At 38.0% G+C, this 22882-nt stretch carries 22 protein-coding genes; 14 read left to right on the top strand and 8 right to left on the bottom strand.

What is annotated here, in order from left to right; translation table 11 throughout:
• Positions 1-113: 113 nt before the first annotated feature.
• The gene (locus M9R32_RS11515; protein ID WP_269926876.1) at positions 114-1271 is read right to left on the bottom strand and encodes a polysaccharide deacetylase family protein; all 1158 of its coding nucleotides are present in this window, start codon (positions 1269-1271) and stop codon (positions 114-116) included.
• A 188-nt stretch (positions 1272-1459) separates the two neighbouring features.
• Between M9R32_RS11515 and M9R32_RS11510 the strand changes: the two genes are divergently transcribed.
• Together M9R32_RS11510 and M9R32_RS11505 are read left to right on the top strand one after the other, a co-directional pair.
• Positions 1460-2212 (top strand): hypothetical protein, encoded by a 753-nt coding sequence (locus M9R32_RS11510; protein ID WP_269926875.1) that lies wholly within the window; start codon positions 1460-1462, stop codon positions 2210-2212.
• 253 nt (positions 2213-2465) lie between these two features.
• Positions 2466-3764: an NCS2 family permease gene (locus tag M9R32_RS11505; RefSeq protein WP_269926874.1), complete on the top strand. Its 1299-nt coding sequence runs from the start codon at positions 2466-2468 to the stop codon at positions 3762-3764.
• A gap of 62 nt (positions 3765-3826) precedes the next feature.
• On the opposite strand, the gene M9R32_RS11500 is transcribed toward M9R32_RS11505, so the two are convergent.
• Positions 3827-4327 (bottom strand): SRPBCC family protein, encoded by a 501-nt coding sequence (locus M9R32_RS11500; RefSeq protein ID WP_269926873.1) that lies wholly within the window; start codon positions 4325-4327, stop codon positions 3827-3829.
• Positions 4328-4579: 252 nt separating this feature from the next.
• Between M9R32_RS11500 and M9R32_RS11495 the strand changes: the two genes are divergently transcribed.
• Positions 4580-5485 carry a TIGR01777 family oxidoreductase gene (locus M9R32_RS11495; RefSeq protein WP_269926872.1) on the top strand — a complete coding sequence of 302 codons (906 nt, stop codon included), beginning with the start codon at positions 4580-4582 and terminating at the stop codon, positions 5483-5485.
• Positions 5486-5629: 144 nt separating this feature from the next.
• Positions 5630-6247, top strand: a complete 618-nt coding sequence (locus M9R32_RS11490) for an SET domain-containing protein (RefSeq protein WP_269926871.1) — start codon at positions 5630-5632, stop codon at positions 6245-6247.
• 61 nt (positions 6248-6308) lie between these two features.
• On the opposite strand, the gene M9R32_RS11485 is transcribed toward M9R32_RS11490, so the two are convergent.
• A complete protein-coding gene (locus M9R32_RS11485) occupies positions 6309-7982 on the bottom strand; it encodes a ribonuclease J (protein ID WP_269926870.1) in 1674 nt (557 codons plus the stop codon).
• 324 nt (positions 7983-8306) lie between these two features.
• On the opposite strand from M9R32_RS11485, the gene M9R32_RS11480 reads away from it, so the two are divergent.
• Positions 8307-9518, top strand: a complete 1212-nt coding sequence (locus M9R32_RS11480) for a NupC/NupG family nucleoside CNT transporter (protein ID WP_269926869.1) — start codon at positions 8307-8309, stop codon at positions 9516-9518.
• Between the two features lie 782 nt (positions 9519-10300).
• On the opposite strand, the gene M9R32_RS11475 is transcribed toward M9R32_RS11480, so the two are convergent.
• Genes M9R32_RS11475 through M9R32_RS11465 form a run of 3 tightly spaced genes read right to left on the bottom strand, consistent with a single transcriptional unit; the run spans position 10301 to position 11087 of the window.
• Positions 10301-10483 (bottom strand): hypothetical protein, encoded by a 183-nt coding sequence (locus tag M9R32_RS11475; RefSeq protein ID WP_269926868.1) that lies wholly within the window; start codon positions 10481-10483, stop codon positions 10301-10303.
• A gap of 30 nt (positions 10484-10513) precedes the next feature.
• Entirely contained in the window at positions 10514-10759 is a 246-nt protein-coding gene (locus tag M9R32_RS11470) for a YfhD family protein (protein ID WP_269926867.1), read from the bottom strand.
• A 19-nt stretch (positions 10760-10778) separates the two neighbouring features.
• The gene (locus M9R32_RS11465; RefSeq protein ID WP_269926866.1) at positions 10779-11087 is read right to left on the bottom strand and encodes a YciI family protein; all 309 of its coding nucleotides are present in this window, start codon (positions 11085-11087) and stop codon (positions 10779-10781) included.
• 214 nt (positions 11088-11301) lie between these two features.
• Between M9R32_RS11465 and M9R32_RS11460 the strand changes: the two genes are divergently transcribed.
• The 4 genes from M9R32_RS11460 to M9R32_RS11445 all read left to right on the top strand — a co-directional run bounded on the left by M9R32_RS11460 (position 11302) and on the right by M9R32_RS11445 (position 14591).
• Positions 11302-12303 (top strand): hypothetical protein, encoded by a 1002-nt coding sequence (locus M9R32_RS11460; RefSeq protein WP_269926865.1) that lies wholly within the window; start codon positions 11302-11304, stop codon positions 12301-12303.
• Between the two features lie 116 nt (positions 12304-12419).
• The gene (locus M9R32_RS11455; RefSeq protein ID WP_269926864.1) at positions 12420-12566 is read left to right on the top strand and encodes a hypothetical protein; all 147 of its coding nucleotides are present in this window, start codon (positions 12420-12422) and stop codon (positions 12564-12566) included.
• On the top strand, positions 12559-13917 hold the full coding sequence (locus M9R32_RS11450) for an arsenic transporter (RefSeq protein WP_269926863.1): 1359 nt from the start codon (positions 12559-12561) through the stop codon (positions 13915-13917). Before M9R32_RS11455 ends, M9R32_RS11450 begins: the two co-directional genes overlap by 8 nt.
• A 17-nt stretch (positions 13918-13934) precedes the next feature.
• Positions 13935-14591 carry a DUF2642 domain-containing protein gene (locus tag M9R32_RS11445; RefSeq protein WP_269926862.1) on the top strand — a complete coding sequence of 219 codons (657 nt, stop codon included), beginning with the start codon at positions 13935-13937 and terminating at the stop codon, positions 14589-14591.
• Between the two features lie 86 nt (positions 14592-14677).
• Here M9R32_RS11445 and M9R32_RS11440 read toward each other — a convergent pair whose 3' ends face one another.
• A complete protein-coding gene (locus M9R32_RS11440; protein ID WP_269926861.1) occupies positions 14678-14872 on the bottom strand; it encodes a hypothetical protein in 195 nt (64 codons plus the stop codon).
• A gap of 232 nt (positions 14873-15104) precedes the next feature.
• Between M9R32_RS11440 and M9R32_RS11435 the strand changes: the two genes are divergently transcribed.
• From M9R32_RS11435 to M9R32_RS11420, 4 genes are all read left to right on the top strand, one after another.
• Positions 15105-16058 (top strand): TRM11 family SAM-dependent methyltransferase, encoded by a 954-nt coding sequence (locus tag M9R32_RS11435; protein WP_418936245.1) that lies wholly within the window; start codon positions 15105-15107, stop codon positions 16056-16058.
• Positions 16059-16444: 386 nt separating this feature from the next.
• The gene (locus M9R32_RS11430) at positions 16445-16840 is read left to right on the top strand and encodes a DUF1761 domain-containing protein (protein ID WP_269926859.1); all 396 of its coding nucleotides are present in this window, start codon (positions 16445-16447) and stop codon (positions 16838-16840) included.
• A gap of 183 nt (positions 16841-17023) precedes the next feature.
• The gene (locus M9R32_RS11425) at positions 17024-17452 is read left to right on the top strand and encodes a hypothetical protein (RefSeq protein WP_269926858.1); all 429 of its coding nucleotides are present in this window, start codon (positions 17024-17026) and stop codon (positions 17450-17452) included.
• A 124-nt stretch (positions 17453-17576) separates the two neighbouring features.
• Positions 17577-18482 carry an HD domain-containing phosphohydrolase gene (locus tag M9R32_RS11420; protein WP_269926857.1) on the top strand — a complete coding sequence of 302 codons (906 nt, stop codon included), beginning with the start codon at positions 17577-17579 and terminating at the stop codon, positions 18480-18482.
• Between the two features lie 108 nt (positions 18483-18590).
• Here M9R32_RS11420 and M9R32_RS11415 read toward each other — a convergent pair whose 3' ends face one another.
• Positions 18591-19454: a TetR/AcrR family transcriptional regulator gene (locus M9R32_RS11415; RefSeq protein WP_269926856.1), complete on the bottom strand. Its 864-nt coding sequence runs from the start codon at positions 19452-19454 to the stop codon at positions 18591-18593.
• A gap of 133 nt (positions 19455-19587) precedes the next feature.
• Here M9R32_RS11415 and M9R32_RS11410 point away from each other — a divergent pair, with 133 nt between their 5' ends.
• Complete coding sequence (locus M9R32_RS11410; RefSeq protein ID WP_269926855.1) at positions 19588-22659, top strand: efflux RND transporter permease subunit; 3072 nt, start codon at positions 19588-19590, stop codon at positions 22657-22659.
• Positions 22660-22882: the final 223 nt, after the last annotated feature.

The raw sequence follows: 22882 nt of genomic DNA, 5'->3' as shown, positions 1-22882 counted from the left end.
ATCATTTCACATCACTCAACCGAACAAAGCCTTTGAATCCTGTGTTTGATTGATTAATTATGTTTGTTTTTACCTGCATTGCTTCAGAACTTTTAGTACATACAAACACCTTCCTAAAGTTCAGGGTCATGCCAAAAGTTTTGAGGAACATGCATTTCAGCCCTATAAGGTTGAATCGAATACCCTTGTTGCTGAAGCCAAGAAATGATTCCTGGTAACGCTTTAGTGGTCTGCACACGATCATGAAGCAATATGACGATGTGTTGATCCTTAGCCTGGCGAGCTTTCTCCACGCCTGTTTTAACCCTCGTTATGATTTGTTGGAAATTGGCTTCGTTCACTTGCCAGTCCAATGTATCGACATCCCAATCCCACAGTTTGTAACCTTCCTGTTTAAGCAAACCACGCATTGCTGACGTAACGTATGGTTTACTTCCATAAGGGGTCCGAACCAACGTAGGCTTGAACCCGGTCAGTGAATGAATCATTTCAGCCTCTTGTTTCATTTCATTAATGAATGCTGGCGCGGAAGCGTAAACCTTATTGCGATCGTGCGTCATGCTGTGAAGCGCAAGTGTGTGACCTTCCTTATAAGTCAACTGGGTCAAAGATTTATAACTGGCGATCTGATTTCCTACAAAAAAGAATGTACCTTTTACATTAAATTTTTTCATGATGTTTAAATGCTCGGATGTAAACCGATTCGGACCATCATCGAAGGTCAAATAGACAATGGGTTTTCCAGGATCAACAGGTGTTGTTGGTTTAGGTAATGGAATTTCTTTACGCTGCTTCTTCAATTTTTGAATAAACTGTGGATGGCTCATATGTGGGTAATGATCTGTATAAAGTCGGACAGTCAAGATATCGGACAAATAATCGACTTTAAAACCTGTTGATTCTCCTAACAAGCGAACGGGGATGTACAGAATATCGTCAATTATTTTCATTGAGTAACCGGGAATAATCTCTTGATTGATTGTTGTTTCAGAGGTAACAAAATTATAAGAAATAGACGTAGCGTTTTTCGTGATAGTAATTTGTTCGTCTGACTTCTGAATATCCGCATACAAGTAGCGTGCCATTTTTTCAAATGGAACCATTATTTGTGCGTTCTCCAGACGGACTTCTTCTTTTTCAAAGGCCAATAAACGGTCATGTAATGCAATGTACCGGTTTGAAGTGTTTGTGGCTTGACTGGAAGTAGGCAAAGAAAATAAAGTGAGGACAAAAAACAAGATGCACAGCAATAAATATTTAAATTTCATCATTCATAACCCCTTTATCTATCAAACTTCTTAGTAAGTGTATGAAAGAAGGTCTCCCGATAGATTTGAAAAGGCTGAAAAATTTTTTGCTCGCTTCCATAAAAATCGATTTTCATCTCAAACGTAATGCCCAATCCCCCTTGTCATGCATAATATAAAAAAAGAATGGCAGGAAAGGGGTGTAAGTAGCGATGGGATTATTTATTAATACAAATAAGCACCCGGATGTTTATAAGAATCATGGACAAATAGTGGAGCCTAATCAGAAGTCTTTCAAACAGAATCACGTAGCTGATTTGCTAGAAGCGCAGGAAAAAACGAATGAAACATTACATCAATCATTCAGCGAGCTAAAAGATTTATTCGAAAAGCAAGCTACGAAACAAACCAACCAGTGGAAGTTTTTCCAACACGGGATTAGTGAACAGAAGAAATTGAACTTCCACCATGAAAAGATTGAAACTCAAGTGTTGGAATGGTTGAGGAAGTTAGATGAAAAAAGTGTCGCACTGCAATCAACATTGGAAAATGAAGTTTTAGCCAACAAAGATTTAATTAACTACATGAATCAGCTAAGCCAATCAAACCAAGAGGTTGTTCATCAGTTGGATAAAGTGGGGTTGAGAAATGAGCAACTGGAGCAAAAAGTGGATGAGCAACTAATACTCCAAAAACAAATCGCGCAACATATGAATACTCAGGAAAATACTCAATCTGAAGTACTGAACCGATTAGATAACCAAGAAGCATTGACGGAAAAAATCTTAAGACAAATCGACCATTTCCGTTCCGTTCTCTTTGAACGAACCAATTACTTAGCAGAAAAAATTGATACTGGGTATAACTACACGGCTTCTTATTTAGCAAAACTGTTCACGGGGTCAGATCAATCAATTTTTCTGGTTAACCAAAAACAAAAAGACAACGAGAAAAAACAACCTTGATAAAAATGTAAAGACGTTACCTGGAAGAGGGGCGTCTTTTTATATTGAAGTGGAAAATATTCATGGAATTGGTGCGAACGCAAATAGACGACAAAAATCCGTGAATTGAACTTCCGAAACCGCGAATATTCCTAGCCGCCAATACTTCAAAAGATTGACATATGACCTCTTAAGGATTAAAATCCTTAATGGCTTACCTGTTTATCAGGCAGAGCGGGTTGGGAGAGGGCTAATTTAATAGAAGGTTGAAAACATGCTTAATTGGTTTGACCGATTTTTCGGTCTTAAAACGAACGGAACGACAGTAAAGCGCGAAGTAATGGCGGGAGTCATCGGATTTTTCACGGTGGTTTACATCATTGCTGTAAATGCACTTATTCTGTCTGAAGCGGGAATGCCGCTTGAAGCAGCGATTGTCGCAACGATTGCAGCATCAGTGTTCGGATGTCTAGTTATGGGCTTCTGGGGGAATGTACCGATATTGCTTGTACCGGGAATGGGAATCAATGCGTTGTTTTCCTATACGATGGTTCAATCAATGGGTCTTTCTTGGCAGGAAGCATTGGCAGTTGTTTTTGTATCTGGCGTTATTTTCGTGTTTATCGCGTTTACGCCATTTTCAAAAATACTAAGTGCCGCTGTACCACATTCGCTTAAAGAAGCGATTACGGTCGGTCTTGGATTGTTCCTGATGCTCATTGGTCTAGAAAAAGGCGGCATCGTCGAAAAAGGCTCAAGTTCCATTTTGGCACTCGGGTCTTTGGGAGAAGCACAAGTGCTTGCGACCGTGCTGACATTTCTTGTAGCGATTGTGCTATTCATCCGCAACGTACCTGGGAATTTTCTTATTACGATTGTGGTCGGAACCATCATTGCGTCTTTCTTCGGATTGATTGATTTTAATCAGACAGACAGTGCTTCTTTAGGCTTGGCTGACGCATTTGGTGCATTCGGTGCATTATCGTTCGGGAATTTCCTGTCCATGACATTCTGGATTGCGGTATTTTCACTGACTATGGTCATTGTCTTCGAGAACATCGGGCTAGTCCATGGACACGTTGGGTTCATCAACCGTCCAGACAGATTCAGTCGTGCGTTTCAAGCGAACTCCGTGTCTGCGATGACATCCGGTATTTTCGGAACGAGTCCGACGGTAGCTTCGGTTGAAAGTGCTGCCGGTATGGTAGCGGGCGGTCGAACAGGACTGACAACTGTGACTGCAGGATTGTTGTTCTTAGTGGCAGCGTTTTTCATTCCGGTAATCAAACTGATTCCGGACAGCGCCATTGCACCGATTCTGATCATTATTGGCAGTTTGATGTTGCAGAACATTCGCAACCTCGAGTTGAAAGACTTGAGCGAAAGTTTCCCTGCATTGTTCATCATTGCGATGATTCCGTTCACTTATAGTATTGCAGATGGCATTGCAGTCGGCTTCATTATGTATCCAATCCTGAAAATTGCGATCGGTAAATGGCGGGAAGTAACACCGGCTCTTTACGTAATCGCAGGATTGTTCCTGATGAATTTCGTTGTTCATGTCATTGGCTAATTCGAATAAAAATGCACCCGCTTATCAATAGCGGGTGCATTTTTTTGATTCTAGTCAAAGTATTATGACTTCAATTGTTTAATATAGGTGTCTAATTGATCGAACGTTCCGGCCAATCCTTGTTGAATGCCTTCACGTGCGTTTTGGAATATGGAAAGTTCTTCTTCAGTAGCAGAAACCGGCATCCCTCGCATTGCAAGAACCGTTTTCCCGTCTTCATCTATGAAATTTAATGTATTAAGAATTTCAAGAGGCCAACTTGGATGGAATGGTGCTCGACAAGTTTGTCCATCTGGATTCGAAAAGGAACTGATGTAGACAAGTCTGTCAGGCTTTTCAATGTCTTTGTAGACAAATTTCCCCCACATCGTGTGACCTTCAGGAGACGTTTGATTGTAATGAAACGCTCCTTCCGGATGCAATTCAAACTTGACCACATCAATTGAATATCCTGTAGGAGTCCACCAGTGTTTTAAATGGTTCGCATCCGTCCATAGTTGAAATAGCGTTTCTTTAGGAACATCAAAGGTACGTGTGACCTGTAGTTCTGGATTTTCTGCCATTTTTAATTCCTCCCTATTTAAAAAATACGATTGTTTACTATTTCGGCATCAACTGTTTAAAACCCTTTCCAAGACTACGACAAAGATTTGTTGGGATGAATGGGGGAAAGGGAATAAGTCGCTCGTGAAGAGGAATAAACACAGCTTGAGAGTGAATCAAGGAATTAAAATTTATTAACTGTCCACCACGGCATCCTAAATCATGATTCAGACGTCTTGTTTATAAAGACTTTGATGAAACGGGTGGATATTATGAAAAAAAAGATCGTCTTAGCTGGAGGAACAGGCTTTATTGGACAATATCTGGAAGATAAATTTACAGCTACAGGTTATGAAGTGAAGATAATCTCTAGACAACCTCAACATATTGCGTGGTCAAATCAGGCGGGTATAATCAGTGCTCTGGATGGTGCGGAAATGCTCATCAATCTTGCAGGTAAATCCGTTAACTGTCGATACAATGACAAGAATAAAGAAGAAATCATCAGCTCCCGTACAAAGACAACTCAAATTCTTGGAAACGCACTGTTGGCTTGTGGCAGTCCTCCTCCCTTGTGGATCAATTCCAGCACAGCTACAATCTATCGGCATGCAGAAGATCGTCCCATGACAGAAGAGAATGGAGAAATTGGCACCGGTTTTTCGGTAGATGTAGCCAAAGCGTGGGAACAATCCTTATTCGATTATCAACTTCCACGTACTAGACAAGTAGCATTACGCATGTCAATTGTACTCGGTGCAGAGGGTGGAGTGATGGAGCCTTACTTCAACTTGGTACGCTTCGGACTCGGGGGAGTACAGGGGGACGGTAATCAAATGTTCAGTTGGATTCACATTGAAGATGTGTACCGGGCCATTCTGTTTCTTCAGGAAAGAACTGATTTAAAAGGTGCCTTTAATGTGTCGGCGCCACATCCAGTTTCAAATCGTGAATTCATGAAACAACTGCGCAAGACGATGAATCGAAAGCTTGGATTGCCGGCTCAAAAGTGGATGCTCGAAATCGGTGCAGTCTTCATGAAAACCGAAACGGAACTCATTTTGAAAAGTCGATGGGTGTTGCCAGAGCGACTCGAAAAAGATGGGTTTCAGTTTACATTCGATACACTCGAAAAGGCATTGCAGCAAATCATCCTAAAAAAACAGGCCATTTCATAATACGAAAAACCTTCAGGAGATTTAAGATCTTCTGGAGGTTTTTTACTGTTGAATTAAGTGTTCCCACACAGAGTTTTCAACAAGTTGTTCCCCAAGTGCATAGACTATTTTTAATACCAACTAAGTGAAGGGGAATACTAAGAGATGATGCATCCACATACGGAATTACGTTATATTAATGATCAAATTGGTTTCGGGGTATTTGCGACGAAATTTATTCCAAAGGGAACCATAACATGGGCAATGGATGATCTCGATCACATATTGGACGCAGATTATCTCCATAAGATTGACGAATACAGAGGAGAGATTTTGAAGAAATATGCGTACCGAAATCAAGAAGGGAAATACATTCTCTGCTGGGATCTCGGAAGATATGTAAATCACAGTTTTCATGCCAATTGTATGGGTACGGCTTATGAATTTGAAGTGGCCATTCGAGACATTCATCCCGGCGAACAGCTGACGGATGATTATGGAACATTAAATATCGATGAACCATTTGATTGTTTCCCGGAAGACGGGACGGACCGGATACGCGTTTACCCGGATGATTTACTTCGTTTCCATGAAGAATGGGATGCAAAGGTCATTGATTCCCTCCGATATTTTTACGAAGTGGAACAGCCACTTTACCCACTTATTCGCCCCGAATTTCTAAAGAAAGTAAACATCGCAGCTACCAAACAAGTTCTAATGGATTCAATTAAATCCATTTTTTACGATCGAACTGATTTGAAATCAAGAATGCCAAGAAGATGAACAGGAAAAAGCGAACTCCTTTAATTAATGGAGTTCGCTTTTATTCGTCTAAGCACTTGTATTAAATTTCAATAATGATGGGTAGAATCATCGGTCTTCTTTTCGTTTTTGCATATAAAAACTTCCCTAAAGTAGCTTTAATGCTTTGTTTCAGTACATTACGCTGGCGTCCATTTGGAGCTTCAGTCGTTTGGATAGTGGTTACCACTAATCGATCTACTTCCTTCATCAGCTCTTCTGCATCTCGTGCGTAGACGAAGCCTCGGGAAATGGTATCAGGACCTGAAATAATTTGACCATCTGACTTACTAAGAGTAATGACGATGACAATCATCCCGTCTTCAGAAAGCAACTTGCGATCACGCAGAACGATATTCCCTACATCCCCAATACCCAATCCGTCGACAAATATGTTTCCAGAAGGTACTTTTCGCGTTTGACGCGCAATGGAGTTATTGACGTCAACTACATCTCCATTATTGATGATGAAGACATTTTCTCTTTCCACCCCGACAGACTCGGCGATTAAACGATGTTGATGCAGCATTCTTAGCTCGCCGTGAATCGGGATAAAGTATTTCGGTTTCATCAAGGTCAGCATCAGTCTTAATTCCTCCTGGCACGCATGTCCGGATACATGCATCCCTGTAGCACTGCCAGAACCATAAATGACTTTTGCCCTTAAACGATACAAATTATCGATAACTCGCGAAACATTTCGTTCATTTCCAGGGATTGGTGAGGAAGCGAATATGACTGTATCTTCAGGCAGAATCTCTACTTGTCGATAGTTGGAGCTTGCGAGGCGCGATAAAGCAGCCATCGGTTCCCCTTGGCTTCCTGTACAAAGAATAGCCACGTTCTCAGGTGCCATACGCTTGATATCATGTGGTTCAATGATCATTCCTTCAGGAACATTTAAATGACCTTGTTCCATGGCGACGGAGACCACATTCACCATACTGCGACCTAATAAGACGAGTTTACGATTTGTTTTTTGGGCAGCATCCACGACTTGTTGTACTCGATGAACATTGGATGCAAATGTGGAAATAAAGATTTTTCTGTTGGCTTTCCGGAATGCATCTTCAATGTGCCCACCGACCAATGATTCGGATGGTGTAAACCCAGGACGTTCAGCATTCGTACTTTCCGACAATAATACGAGAACACCTTTCTTACCAAGTTCGGCCATTTCATGAATGTCTGCATATTCATTGTTCACTGGAGTCAAATCAAATTTAAAGTCACCAGTATGAACAATTACTCCTTCTGAAGTGTGGAAAGCAATGCCTAAACAATCTGGAATGCTGTGGTTTGTTTTAAAGAAAGTACATGTGATGGCATTGAAATTAATTTTCGACTTGGAATCAATCAGATTCATTTCGGTTTGTCTTAACAGGCCATGTTCTTTCAATTTAATTTCAATTAACCCCAATGTCATTCTGCTAGCGTAAACCGGCATGTTTAATTGTTTCAATAGATAGGGGATGCCGCCAATATGATCTTCATGTCCATGCGTAACGATTAATGCCCGAACCTTGTCCTTATTTTCTTGTAAATACGAAATATCTTGAATGATTAGATCGATGCCGAGTAAGCTTTCATCTGGAAATTTAGATCCGCAGTCGATGACCACAATGTCATTTTCAACTTGCAGGACATACATATTCTTTCCGATTTCATTTACGCCGCCAAGGGCGAAAATGGATAATGAGTTTTCTACAGTATCCAAATTAAATATCCTCCTAAGTGAAATGGCTAAGAGAAGTATTCCCACAAGAAATTATTTTTATGATTGTTTGGGAAAAGTTTTACATGTGAAGTCCTGTATCAAAAGCACGAATAGACTCATCCTATGACAGTATTTTAGTTTTTAAATTCTTCATATTTACATGGTTAAAGAGCTTATTTCAAACAATATCCATTTACTTATGTTCGAGGATTTGTTACGATTCCGATAAGTTGTCTGTCGTCAGACAACCTCCAATTTACATTAAACGCGAAAGAAAGCGTTTTCTTCTTGAGAGGGACAAAAATAATAAAAGAGGTGACATACTTGAATATTATCTGGGGAATCGGTGGTATTTTAGTTGTATTAGGAATCGCATTTCTATTATCAAGCGCGAAAAAATCGATTAATTATCGAACAATTTTAGGCGGCTTGGCAATCCAGATCCTGTTTGCTTTTATCGTATTGAAATGGGAAGCGGGACGAGCTGGATTAGTATGGTTTTCAGAAAGAGTTCAGAATGTAATCGGTTATGCAAATGAAGGTATTTCCTTCCTATTCGGACCGGCTGCTGATGTAGAGAATTTTGGATTTGTCTTTGCTTTTCAAGTACTGACAGTCATTATCTTCTTCTCAGCATTAATTTCTGTTTTGTACTACTTAGGGATTATGCAAATTTTGATTCGTATAATTGGTGGAGCTTTATCTAAATTGCTTGGAACAAGTAAAGCTGAATCCATTTCAGCAGCAGCGAATATTTTCGTTGGTCAAACGGAAGCACCATTGATTATTCGTCCATTCATCGCAAAAATGACGAAGTCAGAACTATTTGCAGTTATGACAGGTGGACTAGCATCTGTTGCAGGTTCAGTTCTTGTTGGATATGCGCTTCTTGGTGTACCTCTGGAATACTTACTGGCAGCAAGCTTTATGGCTGCGCCTGCAGGTTTAGTATTGGCTAAATTGATGATTCCAGAAACGGAAGAAATCGATGATTCGGAATTTGAATTAGAAAAAGATCAAGAATCAGTCAATGTAATTGATGCAGCCGCTCGTGGAGCAGGTGATGGTCTTAAATTAGCATTAAACGTTGGTGCAATGTTATTGGCGTTTATCGCTTTGATTGCAATGATTAACGGAATTCTTGGTGGTATTGGTGGCATTTTCGGATACGGAAATCTATCACTTGAAATGATTTTGGGTTATGTGTTCTCACCACTTGCATTTGCTATCGGTGTACCTTGGTCTGAAGCAGTAACTGCGGGAAGTTTCATCGGTCAAAAATTAGTTTTAAATGAGTTCGTTGCCTATTCTGCATTTGCTCCTGAAATTGCAAACTTATCTCCGAAGACAGTAATCGTCGTGAGTTTTGCATTATGTGGATTTGCAAACTTAAGTTCTATGGCAATCCTTCTTGGTGGATTAGGTGCACTTGCGCCGAACCGTCGTTCAGATATTGCAAAATTAGGTTTACGTGCGGTAGCTGCCGGGATGTTGGCATCTTTACTAAGTGCTGCAATTGCAGGTATGTTTATTTAATCGAAATAGCTATTAGCTTCCCAAAATGAAGTATTTGGTGTGTTCGATTGTAAATCACTTTTCTAAAATATAACCTTAAATAGACATCCAATTAGTTATACAATTGTATGTCTATTTTTTATTGAAATAACAAGTTTAGTGTTTATTTCTTTTTAATTTCTTCATTTTTCCAGGTCGATAGGTGTGGTTACAATGTTGTTGAAATGAGAAAAAACACTGAGTAGTATCTCAATGTTTTTCTAATTGTCCTAATTATTTTATCCAGATCTAGAAAAGGCATAAAACACCTAATCAATTCATTTAACTTTTTTATACAAATTAACTTCAAATAAAAAGAATGTGATTAAAGGAAGTACAAACATAATGAAGTATGTAAGCAATGAAGGAAATGCAAAATCCTCGTTCTTAATTAGACTAACGACGGATCCCATAGAAAAAGTAATCAGAAGCCAACCAATACAACAACTGTAAATGAAATTAAACAATTTATGGCTTTGGTTTTTGTTCTCAGTTAAAAAACCAATGCTGATGATTAACATTATAAAGACAAAAACAAAGTATAAATAGAGCAATCAATTCACTTCCTTACTATGTAATAAATTCATTCACTTTTCATTAATGTTTATTCAACAAAAAAAGTTCACATCCTGCTTATCTCCTTCGTTTTTGGACGTTTTACGTGACCTATGACGACGCTTTACTGATATTAAATGCTCTTTTTTATTTCTGAAAAAACGAACCCCCTTTATATGAGAAAGGAGGTTCGTCGTTATTAATGCCGTTTAATTTTTGAGCTGATGCTTTGTAATTGATTTTTCTTCATTTTCCTCGTGGTTTTCTCTTGCGATTTCCTCATTTAATGTTTCATCTTCAAACTTGTTATCTAGAAATACTTGAACTCCGTTTACACTCACAATCGTATTGGCTGGATCGGAAAAAATCTCTTTTTCGCGATTAAAACTCACGTCATATCACTCCAATTGATTACCGCTTAATTACCTTTTAGTTCGACCTTGTTGATCTGTCGATTTTCCAGCATTTCTATTTTTATTACTAAGTTCAGTGAACTCACGAGAAAATTCTTCTCTTGCTTGCTGAGGCGTTTGTTTCAAAGCTTTTGGTGTCTGAGGCAAGGAATTTTTGTTGTTGCTCGATGAATTATGGTTGTCTTTACCCATTTGTTCGCCCTCTTTCCAAAGTATGTGTTCTTGTAAAGTATGGCTAAAAAAGGGTGTTTTCATGTAACTGAGAATTACCTCATTAATCTCTAATCAATGCAACGCGATAAGGGAATAATGTAGCTGTCATAATACCTTCTTTTACTGCCGGATCGTTTTCCATCAACGTTCTTGCTTCATCTTCAGAGTCCACTTCCAAAATAACAATGCCAAATCCGGATGAATCCATCTCTAAAGTTCTGCCCGCCAAAATGAGCTTTCCTATTGCTTTCAAGTGCTGTAATTCTTCGAAGTGCTTCTGGACAATATTATTTTCTTGATCCGTCCAATTTGCTTCTTCCAGTAAAGACGGAATTAATTTTAGTTGATATAAAAATTGTAATTTTTCCAAGTTAAATCCCCCAAAAACATGATGAGTATATATTCTCCACTTTTAATACGGATTCCTTTCAGCAATGAGGAAATTGATTTATTTACCTATGCACAAGGAAAGCAAATACATATATATAATCATAAACTTAACAAAATAATTTGCCCTGTCTAAGTCAGAAAGGCTTTTTTATTTGTTTTTAGTAAATTGAGATAAGCAGAAAGGGGAAGACAGAATGAAAGATGAGTATTTAAGCTCATTGGTTGGAAGAGCGGTTCAAGTTTACAGAGGTGGCCCAGATTCGAATGTAGGCGTTTTATTGGATGTAAACGAAGATTATTTAACGCTACAAAAAGAAGATGGCGAAATTATTTATTACAAAACAGCTCACATAAAGAGTATTAAAGAAAATTCGCAGATTAGATACAATTCCATTTTAAAAGTTTACGACGCCAACAATTTAGTAAAAGCAGCTACATTTAATGAGCTTTTAGGTCATTTCAAAGATCAAACAATTCGAATTAACGGGAAAGGTCCAGAATCGAAGTTTGGAACATTGATTGATGTTAAGGATGATTTTTTAGTTCTTTACACGGAACAGGACGGATTAATATTTTACAAAGAACAACATATCAAGAGCTTCAGTCATGCCATTCCAACAACTAGCCAAGAAGTTGTGGAAGAGAAAGAAAGTGTTGACCAACCCACTGTAACAAAAGAAACACCAGAAGAAGTAACGGAAGAATCAACAGAAGAAGTAACTGAAGAAACAGCAGTGAAGAAAATGAAGGAAGTTTATGAACAAATAATTGCTGATAACACAGCTAATTTAATGACAAATCTTAAATATTCCTGGATTAAGATTAATAGAAAAGGTCCTGAAAGCATGGAAGGTCTATTAGTGGAAGCCAATGATGATTATCTTGTATTGGTTGTAAACAATGAAATTTTCAGAATCGCGACCTATCATGTGAAAAACTTCAGTTTGAGCATTAATCCATTAGAAGAGCAAAAAGACGAACAAAAAGATAATCAAAAAGAAGAAACCCAAAATGCTCAAACAACTAATACTTCAACTGATAACGAGCAATCTAATGAATCACAAAAGCAGGAATCAACTGATCAAGAAACATCAACTCGGTCAAAACTCACATATGAAGAAGAGTTGAATCTTGCTAATAAACGAAGAAATAGACGTTTGAAGAAAAAAGCTCGACAAGGAAAAACAAAGAAGTAGTAGTTGAGCATCCTGTCGTTTCGGCAAACAAATAAACGCAACCGCAGAATTCAGGAAGAAGAATATTAAATAGAGGGTGAAGAACACTCTCCATTTCAGTAGAAAGGAGGGAGGAAATGATCATTTTTTCTTTGTTAATGGTCTCGGGACTATTCTTTTATCAACTTTTAACACCTCCAATAGAAGAGCAGGCATTACCGATTGACCGTAAGAATAAGAAGAAAATGAAATTCCGTTTTAATGGGGTTAATTCAAATGCATGAATACGTACTCGTTTATACATTTACGATATTTGCACTCACGACTCTCTTTATCATGTGGAGACCTCGGGGAATAAATGAAGCCATTCCAGCAATTATTGGAGCTATGTTACTCTTTGTAGCAGGCGTTGTTCCATTTAGTGATATTCTCGAGATATTTAAGCTAGTAAGCGGCCCATCCATCACCATTATTTCAACCATAGTCATGTGTATAGTGTTGGAAAGTATCGGGGTATTCCGATGGGCAGCTGTTAATCTCGTCAATAAAGCAAAAGGGTCTGGAATGAGGTTATTCCTGTACATTATGGTTCTATGTTTTTTAATGACCATCTTTTTCAATAATGATGGCAGTATTCTGATTACCACACCAATCATTCTCCATATCGTAAACATGTTACAGCTGAAACCCCATCAAAAGTACCCTTATTTATTCGCAGGTGTATTTATTGCTACGTCAGCTAGTTTACCGATTGGTGTAAGTAATATTGCCAATCTGATTGGCTTGAAAATGGTTGGTCTGGATTTAATTTCGTATACGCATTTTGCTTTTGTTCCTTCCATGGTTGGGATTTTCACACTCAGCCTGCTACTATATCTTCTCTTTAAGAAAGATATCCCTAAGAACATATCCACGTTAAACAATACCTCGATTGAACGATTTATTTCAAATTCAAATCATGCACATCCATTGTCAGGGATACCTCAACCGTTGGAAGCTATCAATTGGCCGTTGTTCAAAGTGTGTATTAGTATGGTCGTCATCATAAGGGGAAGCTATTTTATTTTACCTACGTATGGCGTCTCTATAGAAGCGATAGCCATAGTCGGTGCAGTTTTATTGATCATGATTCGATGGATCAGTATGCGAATGGGAATCATGGACGTAATTAAAAAAGCGCCGTGGCATATTCTGGTTTTTGCATTTGGAATGTATGTCACGGTATATGCATTGAACAATACGGGAATCACCACATTTTTCAATGAATTGTTTGAAGGCTTGATGAAACAAAATTTCGTCTTTGCAAGTTTTATCACGGGTCTATTAGTTAGTATTCTTTCCAATCTGATGAATAACTTACCTTCCGTTATGTTAGGAACATTGATGATTACAGATATGGGGTTGGATTTGCAAACGCTACAAGTTTCTTATATAGCGATCATCATCGGGAGCGATATTGGCGCCTTGTTGTCTCCATTAGGAACATTGGCCACATTGTTATGGATGTTTGTATTAAGGAAAAATGGCGTTCATATCACCTGGTCCAAATATTTTAAAGTCGCTTTGTTAGTCATCCCATTAACTCTTTTCGTCACGTTGATTGCATTTAATTTGTGGCTTCTCTTCATTTTATAAGTAAAGGAGTTGAATAAATGAATAGCCTTAAATCTTATATAGGAAAAATAATAGAGGTTGAAATATCCTCCAAAAAAACGATTGTAGGAAAGCTATTGGAATTAGGTACTGACCTAATCGTACTCTTTAATGGTCAACAATATGTGTATTTGCCGCTCGTCCATCTTCTTTCCGTTAACAAAGGAGAATCCTCTGATACGGAATACATCATTGAAGAAACTGCACCATTTGAGGGGACGCAGCTATCCTTGAAACAGATCTTGACGAACGCATCGGGCATATTTGTGGAGCTTTTCTTAACCGGCAATCATATAGTTCACGGTTATATCCAAAACGTTCAGAAAGACTATATTGTATTCGATTCACCGGCATTTAAAACAATGTACATTCCAGTTGCGCACCTAAAATGGCTAATCCCCTACCTCAACCAAACCCCTTATCAAATCAAGACAGGCCAACAAATCAATTCTTCTGGCGAATCATTCGCTCAAACGTTTGAAGAGCAAATGAAAAAATCCTTAGGAAAAATAGTGCTATTTGATTTAGGGAAAGATTCCGAAAAGATCGGAATCCTGAATGGTGTTGAAAATGTTTTGGTGGAATTGGTAAAAGGAAATGGGAAAACCATTTATTTGAACATGGCCCATCTGAAATCGATGCATGAGGGAAAATAAAAACAGGCAGCAGTTTTGCCTTTTATATAGAGAAAAGAAGCAGGTATCCATTTTAGGAAAACCTGCTTCTTTTCATTTACATTTAATTACTTGTTGTTTTTACGTTTTTGAGCAGTTTTTTGATTTTGTCCTGTTTGCGTGTTTTTGTTAATGATTTCAGTCAATTCACGAGAGAATTCTTCACGACCTGTAGCACCATTTTTTGCTTGACCAGTTTTCGGTGGTGTTTGCGTGTTGTTGCGAGTGTTTTTACCTGAAGAATTCTGATTGTTTTTTGGCATTTGATCATGTCTCCTTTCAAGTTGGCCGTACGTAGTAAGTATGGGTAGAAAAGTTCCTCTTCATGTATTCAAAAAAAGTTTTTCTAAAATAATTTTATCGATAATAATTTGGTTAGTTATCGATAAGTTCTGTATATGAATTATTCTTCACTTTCCCGGCATAAATATTCGCCACTTGTTATACTAACAAGTAACTGCTCCTTCAAAGAGCATGCTAAAGGATGGGAATAATTTGAATCAACTTACGCCAACTGGTGACTTTATATATACATACGCATATACCGGTGACGAAGAATCTTTATGTCACTTGGAAATGAGGTCTTTTTTTGAAAAGGATACCAAAGCTAAAATACTCAAAAGCTCTATTGAAATAAACCCAAACAGAAGTCCTTTTATGAAGGAACGAATTCAAGTGATTTTCGAAGGAGACGAGCTTTCGGATATTTTAAAACAAGTGGAAGATGTCAACATGTTGGATTCCACGTTTAAAGTCATTTTCGTCAAAATTAATGATTTGGCTGCAACGGAAAAAGTGGAATACAAACAAAAGCGCGAAATTGAACGGGAAATAGGCCTGATTATTGAAGGGGAAGCGGATGTTCATCAACCCGATATAACATTTGGTTTAGTGCCATTTGAAGGACGATGGTATTTTGGGAAATATCTGAAAAACGAAGCCGTTTGGTTACATCATTTAAAAAAACCACGTGAATATTCCACTGCCCTAAGTACTCGAGTTGCAAGAGCAGTCGCGAATATTGCAGTACCGAATCCAGAAGGTGTCAAAGCAATAGATCCTTGTTGTGGAATCGGTACGGTCTTAGTGGAAGCACTGTCAATGGGAATTGATATAGTAGGCCGCGATATTAATCCACTGGTCGTTTTAGGATCACGTGAAAACATAGCGCATTTCGGACTATCCGGAGACGTTGACCTTGGACCAATTGCGGAAGTAACGTCCAGTTATGATGCCACGATTATTGATATGCCATACAATCTCTTTACTCACGCCACTCCTGGGGAACAACTTTTCATTCTCAAGCATGCAAGACCTTTTTCAAAGAAACTCGTGGTAGTCACGATTGAGACAATCGATCACATGATTGAAGAAGCTGGTTTCGACATCATCGACCGATGTGTAGCCAAAAAAGGCCTATTTTCCAGAGAAATCTTAGTATGTCAGTAAGGTAAAAAGTAAAACCTGTCCTCCAAATTTGTGGAAGACAGGTTTTTTGATAGGATAAGGTTTCTAATGGTTTTCTTCTATATAAATAGCGCGGAATTTTTAATAGGCTATGATTCCTACAATGTGAGGTAGATATTCCGCGAAACAGCTACGCTTTTAACGCCAAAAGATGCTTTTACAACGTGAACCTCGATTTTTCCTACGTCAGCACCTATAATTCCTACGTCAACGTCGATTCTTCCTACGTGACTGTCGATTATTACAACCAAGCCAAAAGAAAGACTGATAGCGTCACTCAATTTGCAGGTTTATTGGTAATAAAAGATGACAGCTTGCAGGAATTCGGCTAAGTTAAGTTGAATTAAGATGAAAAAGGAGAGATTTCTATGTTAGCAGCTTTAAACGAATTGAATGTACTTGCCATCATTATTGGTGGTTTTTTATACATGGTATATGGAGGGGTTTACTATTCGGTTAGATTGGGTGGTGATCAACATCCGGATAAAAAGCATAATGAAATTGAAGGGCCAATGAAGTATATCTTTTCAGGAATTGTAGCGTTCATTAGCTCATTCATCATCGCAATTTTAGTAGAGGCGACAGGGGCGGAAGGCTTTGGACCAGGGATGCTCGTAGGATTTATGGTTGGGTTTATTATTACCCTGGTATACATAAAAAATAGATTGTTTGGACTTATGACAAATCAATCGTTGATGATAGCGATTGGCGATCATCTAGTGATTTTTATCTTATTAGGTGCGTTGCACGGGTTCATGTCATAGGAAGTCATTATATTTTCAAATAATACAAAAAATTACAAATAAATATAGTCAGATAAGTTTAATAGAGTTATACTAAATGAAAATGAACCAAAATTAACAGCAACATTACTACAAAGGTAAACATTTTACCTATTGTATTATGTATATACACAAAAAAACATAGTTTTGGGGAGAGAATAAGACATGAAAAAATTGTTAGCAATTTTATTTACGGCATCATTATTCTTCAGTTTAGGAACAACTGCATCAGCAGAAGAACTTGAGCTTTCTGTGGTAAATGCACTTGAGCTTATCGAATCCACAAACGAAGCAATCGATGTAAAAATTGAAGAAGGTGTGAAAGCTGCAGATGAGCTTCAAGCTCAATACTTTATTGACGTTCGTAAAGCTAAAAGTGCATCTGAATTCCTTCAATTAACAAAAACGTATAATGCAAATCTTGATGTGATTATTGATGACGTTTATAACGAAACGCTGAAAATGTCTCAAGAAACGATTGCAATAGCTGCTGAAGCAGGAGTTCAAGCTGAATGTTCATGGGTACTAGTACGCTTTGCTCATCGTTTGGTATGGATTGATCCACTTCGCGTAATTGGAATTGGCGGACACTAAAACATCGAAATTATTATTTTAATAATCCTCTATCGTTTTATTTAAATATTGGTATAATTAGAAAAAATGAGTTCTTTCATAGAACTCATTTTTTTTGAGAAGTTTGTACAGAGGAGAATTCAGTATGGAAGGTTTTAGCATAGGACATAAAGGGTCATTTCTGGAGAAAGTAATATATGATAAAAACGAAATAAGCTTACTAGCTGATGGTGATGGAGTTGAAGTATTGCTTCAAACTATTGAGAAGGATAGATTATTCTACATTTACCCTACTGAGAATCCAGAAGTGATGGAGTACTATTTTATTTTGTCGGGGAAAATTGTCTGCGAATTTAATGGGGAAAAAGTGATTTTAGGTCCACATGATTCTTTCACAGCTAAAGGAATAACTGAGCCGACCCATTTTACAGCATTATCAGACGTAACCTTTCTATGGGTAATAACTGAAAAAACTTTTAGCGTCCTTAAAAATGAAATGTCTTCATTGATGGAGATTGTTAAACAAGTAGAAATCAAGGATCAACATACATATATGCATAGTGACCGAGTCGCTAATTATGCATTGAAAATAGCTAGGAAATTTAAATTAAATGAAGAGCAATTAGAAAATCTTGCAACGGCGTCTTTTTTACACGACATAGGTAAAATACACATTCCTAAAGAAATATTGAATAAGCCGGATAAACTGACGACCGAAGAATTTGAAGTAATTAAGAAGCATCCAGCTGATGGGGCTGAAATGATAAAAGGAAGCGCTTACGAGGATGTAGCCATCATTATCGAACAGCATCATGAACGGTTGAATGGCAGCGGCTATCCAAAGGGATTGAAAGATGACGAGATACTCCTTGAAGCCCGTATTATTGCCGTCAGTGATACATTCGATGCAATGACGGAAGACCGTGCATATCGGAAAGCATTTAGTGCTCAATACGCATTGGATGAATTGAAAAAACTATCGAATACTCACTATGATAAAGAAGTAGTAGATAAATTTGAACTGGTATTAAAAGAGGAAGGCGTTGTTTAATAAACTTCATCTTTTAACCATGCAAGAAAAGACTTATCACAGCGACAAGTCTTTTTTTGTGTTTTTAAATAACATTTTTAGAACATAGGATAACAATTAACTTCGCATTCAATCCCTCTGATTCGTAACGTAAACCATCAACTGGTTCTGCAATGAAAGCATTTCCTCATTTCCATCAAGGTTAGCCAACATTCCTTTTATGACAGGAATTCTGGGCTTATCTTTTTTTAATTCCTCCGCAATTACATCCAAGGTTACAAGTAAATCTTCATCGACTGTGTTCGTTCTGCAATCAAGGACTTCCTGAAGGAGGACTTTTTTTGGCGAATTAGAGGCTATATTTTGCAATAAATTCTTATTTAACATAGGCAGACTTAAAAAAGGTTCTGGCATTCTTGATAAAAAAGAAGCAACGATATCGTCTATTCGATCCATAAGAAAAGCGGATAATTGATGCGTATTTAATTGTTGGCGATGTGTCAGGATAATTTCGATATAGCCATGAACAAGACCTTTTACCATCACAATCAGATCGGCAACGTACGGTTCAATATCTTTCCCATAAGCATCCACAAACGTTTTATGCAAAATTGTATGATGTTGTATCTGCATCGAAGCCAACAGTTCTGTCATATTCTTGTTCAATGGGTTCGTCTGTTCTCTAATTTGCATCAAGATAAAATCGGCATGTCGGTCAATTTCTTCGAACTGAATAATCAACAACTGATGAAATTTTTCTTTAGGAGTTACGTGTTGCAAAGCATCAAGCTCTGTGAATCTTTTCGATATTTCACTGAAAAAATATTCAAAAATCGAAAGAAGCAATTCATCTTTTGATTTAAATGATAAATAAAAAGAACCTTTTGAGATGCCACAAGCATCGGTAATTTCTTGGATGGATGTAGATTCAAATCCTTTGGAGGCGAATAAGTGCAGAGCCTGTTCAATGATTAAATGTTTTTTATTTGTCATATTTAAGCCTCGTTTCTGAAAAAACAATGTAAAAAAATAGGTTGATAGTTGACCTTTGAATGACCAGTCAGTAATATTATGAGTGATTATGACCGGTTGGTCAAATAACGTAGGGTGGAAGTGAACAAACACAATGAACCACATCATTAATTTTGTTTTAAAGAACAAGTTTGCAGTATGGTTAATGACCATTGTTATAACAGTAGCCGGTATAACAGCTGGTTTACAAATGAAACTTGAAACAATACCGGATATCACGGTTCCTGTTGTTACTGCTACAACGATTTATCCAGGAGCGACTCCTGACCAGGTAGTCAGTGAACTATCTGAACCATATGAAAAAGCCGTTCAAAATTTAGAAGGCGTTAAGATGGTTATGTCTTCTTCTTATCAAAATGCTTCTTCACTCCAAATTGAATTTGAATTTGGTACAGATATGAAGGAGGCGGAAGCGGAAGTAGCTGCAGCTCTTAAAAATATTCCGTTGCCAACAGGTGCTCAAGAGCCCAAGGTTGCGCGGATTAGCATTAATGCATTTCCTGTAGCGGCAATCAGTGTATCAAGTGAAAAAGATAGTCTAGCCGAACTGACGGAAAACATAGAAACAAACCTCGTTCCTACGTTAGAAGGAATTGAAGGTGTATCTTCTGTTGCAGTTACTGGTCAACAACTGAATGAGATCAGTTTTAAATTCAATCAAGATAAGTTGGCTGAATACGGACTAAATGAAGAGACAGTAAAAGGAATGGTTAAAGGGTCTGACGTAACATTTCCTTTAGGTTTGTTCCCGTTTGAAGGTACGGAAAAATCTGTAGTTGTCGATGGAGATATTACATCTATTGAAGACTTGAATGCAATTCAAATTCCGGTTGTTCCATCGAATCCAGGTGCTGCTCCCGCACAACCTTCTATGGTTGAATTGGGAGAAGTGGCCGATATTGAATTCGTTGGAAAAGCAGAATCAATTTCTCGTACGAATGGGAAGGAATCGATCGCTGTCCAAGTTGTAAAGTCTCAAGGTGCCAACACAGTAGATGTTGTGAATTTGATGAAAGAAGAAGTGAAGGCATTTGAAAAGGACAATGCTGACTTCGAAATCGTCTTAACATTTGACCAAGGTGAACCAATTGAGAAATCAGTAGAAACGATGTTGAGTAAAGCATTATTTGGTGCTGGGTTTGCTGTATTGATTATTTTACTATTCCTGAGAAATATACGTTCAACTATGATTGCCATTATTTCAATCCCTCTATCATTATTAATCGCTGTATTGCTGATTAAACAAATGGACATCACACTGAACATGATGACATTAGGGGCTATGACCGTAGCAATTGGTCGAGTAATTGATGACTCTATCGTTGTTGTGGAGAACATATATAGAAGAATGGCATCACCAACTGAACAGCTAAGAGGGAAAGCCCTCATTCGAGAAGCGACAAAGGAAATGTTTGTCCCAATCCTTTCATCGACTCTTGTGACGATTGCTGTATTTTTACCAATTGGTTTAGTTGGAGGAATGGTTGGCGAATTATTCTTACCATTCGCATTAACGATTGTGTTTGCATTACTGGCTTCACTATTAGTGGCCATTACGTTAGTACCAATGTTATCCCATTCACTATTTAAAAAAGGATTAGGTGACAAGCATACACATGATCCTGAGAAACCAGGTAAAATTGCTGGTGTTTACCGTTCCATTCTTAAATGGACACTTAATCATAAATTAATTACAACATTATTGGCAATTGCCCTTTTCGCAGGCAGTCTAGCTTTAGTACCTTTCGTTGGAACAAGTTTCTTGCCTGAAGAAGATGAAAAAATGATGTATGTTACCTATACACCTAAACCAGGTGAAACGAAAGAAGATGTAGAAGAGGCAGTTTCTGATGTCGAGGCTTTCTTCATTGATCGTAAAAATGTGGAAAGTGTTCAAGTATCAATCGGTGGTGAAAATCCGATGATGCCCGGACAAAACAACGGAGCATTGATGTATGTGATTTATGAAGATGAGACACCAGAGTTTACATTAGAAAAAGAACAAGCGATGAAAGAAGTTCAAAAGTTCAAGACGGCAGGGGAATGGAAATCACAAGACTTTGCAACAAGTGGTGGCAGTAATGAAATAAGCTACTATGTATATGGTAAAGATTTGGAAACGATTGAACCTGTAATTCGTGATATTGAAGAGATTCTAAATGAAGGTAAAAACATTGCTAATATAGGATCAACGATTGCAGATTCCTATGAAGAACACACTTTAGTGGCAGATCAAACAAAACTTGCTCAATACGGATTGACAGCCGCTCAAGTGGGAATGGCACTAAATCCAAATGTGCAGCGTGAAATGTTGACGACGATTGAGCAAGATGGCGAAACATTCGAAGTGTACATTGATACTGTGAAACAAAAACCAGATTCATTGGAAGAATTATTAAATAAAACAATTCCTTCTCCACTTGGAATGGAAGTAGCAGTTAAAGATGTTGTCACAGTTACAGACGGAAAAACGTCTGATACCGTTACGAGAAGAGATGGACAGATTTATGCGAGTGTGAAAGGGAAAATAACGACCGATGACATCTCTGCCGAATCGAAAGTAGTGCAGGAAAAAGTCGATAAACTCTATATTCCTGCGAACGTTAGCATCGAAACAGCTGGAGTAACGGCGGATATGCAAGAATCGTTCACGCAACTTGGTTTGGCTATGTTAGCAGCGATTGCTATTGTCTACTTAATTCTAGTGGTGACATTTGGCGGAGCGATTGCACCGTTTGCAATATTGTTCTCATTACCTTTCACTATCAGTGGCGCATTAGTTGCTTTGCTAATCGCTGGAGAAACAATTAGCATTTCCACGATGATAGGAGCACTTATGCTTATTGGAATCGTGGTAACAAATGCCATTGTATTAGTCGATCGTGTCATTCATAAAGAAAAAGAAGGTTTGAGTACACGTGATGCAATTTTGGAAGCTGGCGTAACAAGATTAAGACCAATCTTGATGACAGCAATTGCAACAATCGGCGCATTGATTCCATTAGCGATTGGCGCAGAAGGCAGTGGCTTGATTTCCAAAGGATTGGGCGTTACGGTAATTGGTGGACTTACAAGCTCGACGTTACTAACACTGATTGTAGTGCCTGTGGTATATGAATTTTTAGGGAAGTTCCGAAAAAGAAAACTTTCCGAAGAAGAAGAATAAAAATTAGATGGCAAAAACGTGCCATTGCAGTAAATGTTGATTTCCTTTGCGACGAGTAACCGCAGGAGCAGTCTTGTTTTCGCCGCCTCCACTCCAATCAACAGAAAGCGCTTCTCACAGAGTTTCGCTTTTAAAATATTTAGTAAATGTAGCCGACCACAATTATAATAGAGTTGTCTATATTTAAACGTGCAGAGGATTATTTTATCCTTCTGCACGTTTT

The sequence above is a fragment of the Paenisporosarcina quisquiliarum genome, from assembly GCF_027563315.1.
GTDB classification, from domain to species: Bacteria; Bacillota; Bacilli; order Bacillales_A; family Planococcaceae; genus Paenisporosarcina; species Paenisporosarcina quisquiliarum.
This window is presented reverse-complemented; position numbering and strand designations above follow the sequence as displayed.

Coding starts and splice junctions, on each gene's coding strand:
- M9R32_RS11515 (WP_269926876.1), bottom strand. CDS start 1,271: ATGATGAAATTTAAATATTTATTGCTGTGCATCTTGTTTTTTGTCCTC.
- M9R32_RS11510 (WP_269926875.1), top strand. CDS start 1,460: ATGGGATTATTTATTAATACAAATAAGCACCCGGATGTTTATAAGAAT.
- M9R32_RS11505 (WP_269926874.1), top strand. CDS start 2,466: ATGCTTAATTGGTTTGACCGATTTTTCGGTCTTAAAACGAACGGAACG.
- M9R32_RS11500 (WP_269926873.1), bottom strand. CDS start 4,327: ATGGCAGAAAATCCAGAACTACAGGTCACACGTACCTTTGATGTTCCT.
- M9R32_RS11495 (WP_269926872.1), top strand. CDS start 4,580: ATGAAAAAAAAGATCGTCTTAGCTGGAGGAACAGGCTTTATTGGACAA.
- M9R32_RS11490 (WP_269926871.1), top strand. CDS start 5,630: ATGATGCATCCACATACGGAATTACGTTATATTAATGATCAAATTGGT.
- M9R32_RS11470 (WP_269926867.1), bottom strand. CDS start 10,759: ATGAAAACACCCTTTTTTAGCCATACTTTACAAGAACACATACTTTGG.
- M9R32_RS11460 (WP_269926865.1), top strand. CDS start 11,302: ATGAAAGATGAGTATTTAAGCTCATTGGTTGGAAGAGCGGTTCAAGTT.
- M9R32_RS11455 (WP_269926864.1), top strand. CDS start 12,420: ATGATCATTTTTTCTTTGTTAATGGTCTCGGGACTATTCTTTTATCAA.
- M9R32_RS11450 (WP_269926863.1), top strand. CDS start 12,559: ATGCATGAATACGTACTCGTTTATACATTTACGATATTTGCACTCACG.
- M9R32_RS11445 (WP_269926862.1), top strand. CDS start 13,935: ATGAATAGCCTTAAATCTTATATAGGAAAAATAATAGAGGTTGAAATA.
- M9R32_RS11440 (WP_269926861.1), bottom strand. CDS start 14,872: ATGCCAAAAAACAATCAGAATTCTTCAGGTAAAAACACTCGCAACAAC.
- M9R32_RS11430 (WP_269926859.1), top strand. CDS start 16,445: ATGTTAGCAGCTTTAAACGAATTGAATGTACTTGCCATCATTATTGGT.
- M9R32_RS11425 (WP_269926858.1), top strand. CDS start 17,024: ATGAAAAAATTGTTAGCAATTTTATTTACGGCATCATTATTCTTCAGT.
- M9R32_RS11420 (WP_269926857.1), top strand. CDS start 17,577: ATGGAAGGTTTTAGCATAGGACATAAAGGGTCATTTCTGGAGAAAGTA.
- M9R32_RS11415 (WP_269926856.1), bottom strand. CDS start 19,454: ATGACAAATAAAAAACATTTAATCATTGAACAGGCTCTGCACTTATTC.
- M9R32_RS11410 (WP_269926855.1), top strand. CDS start 19,588: ATGAACCACATCATTAATTTTGTTTTAAAGAACAAGTTTGCAGTATGG.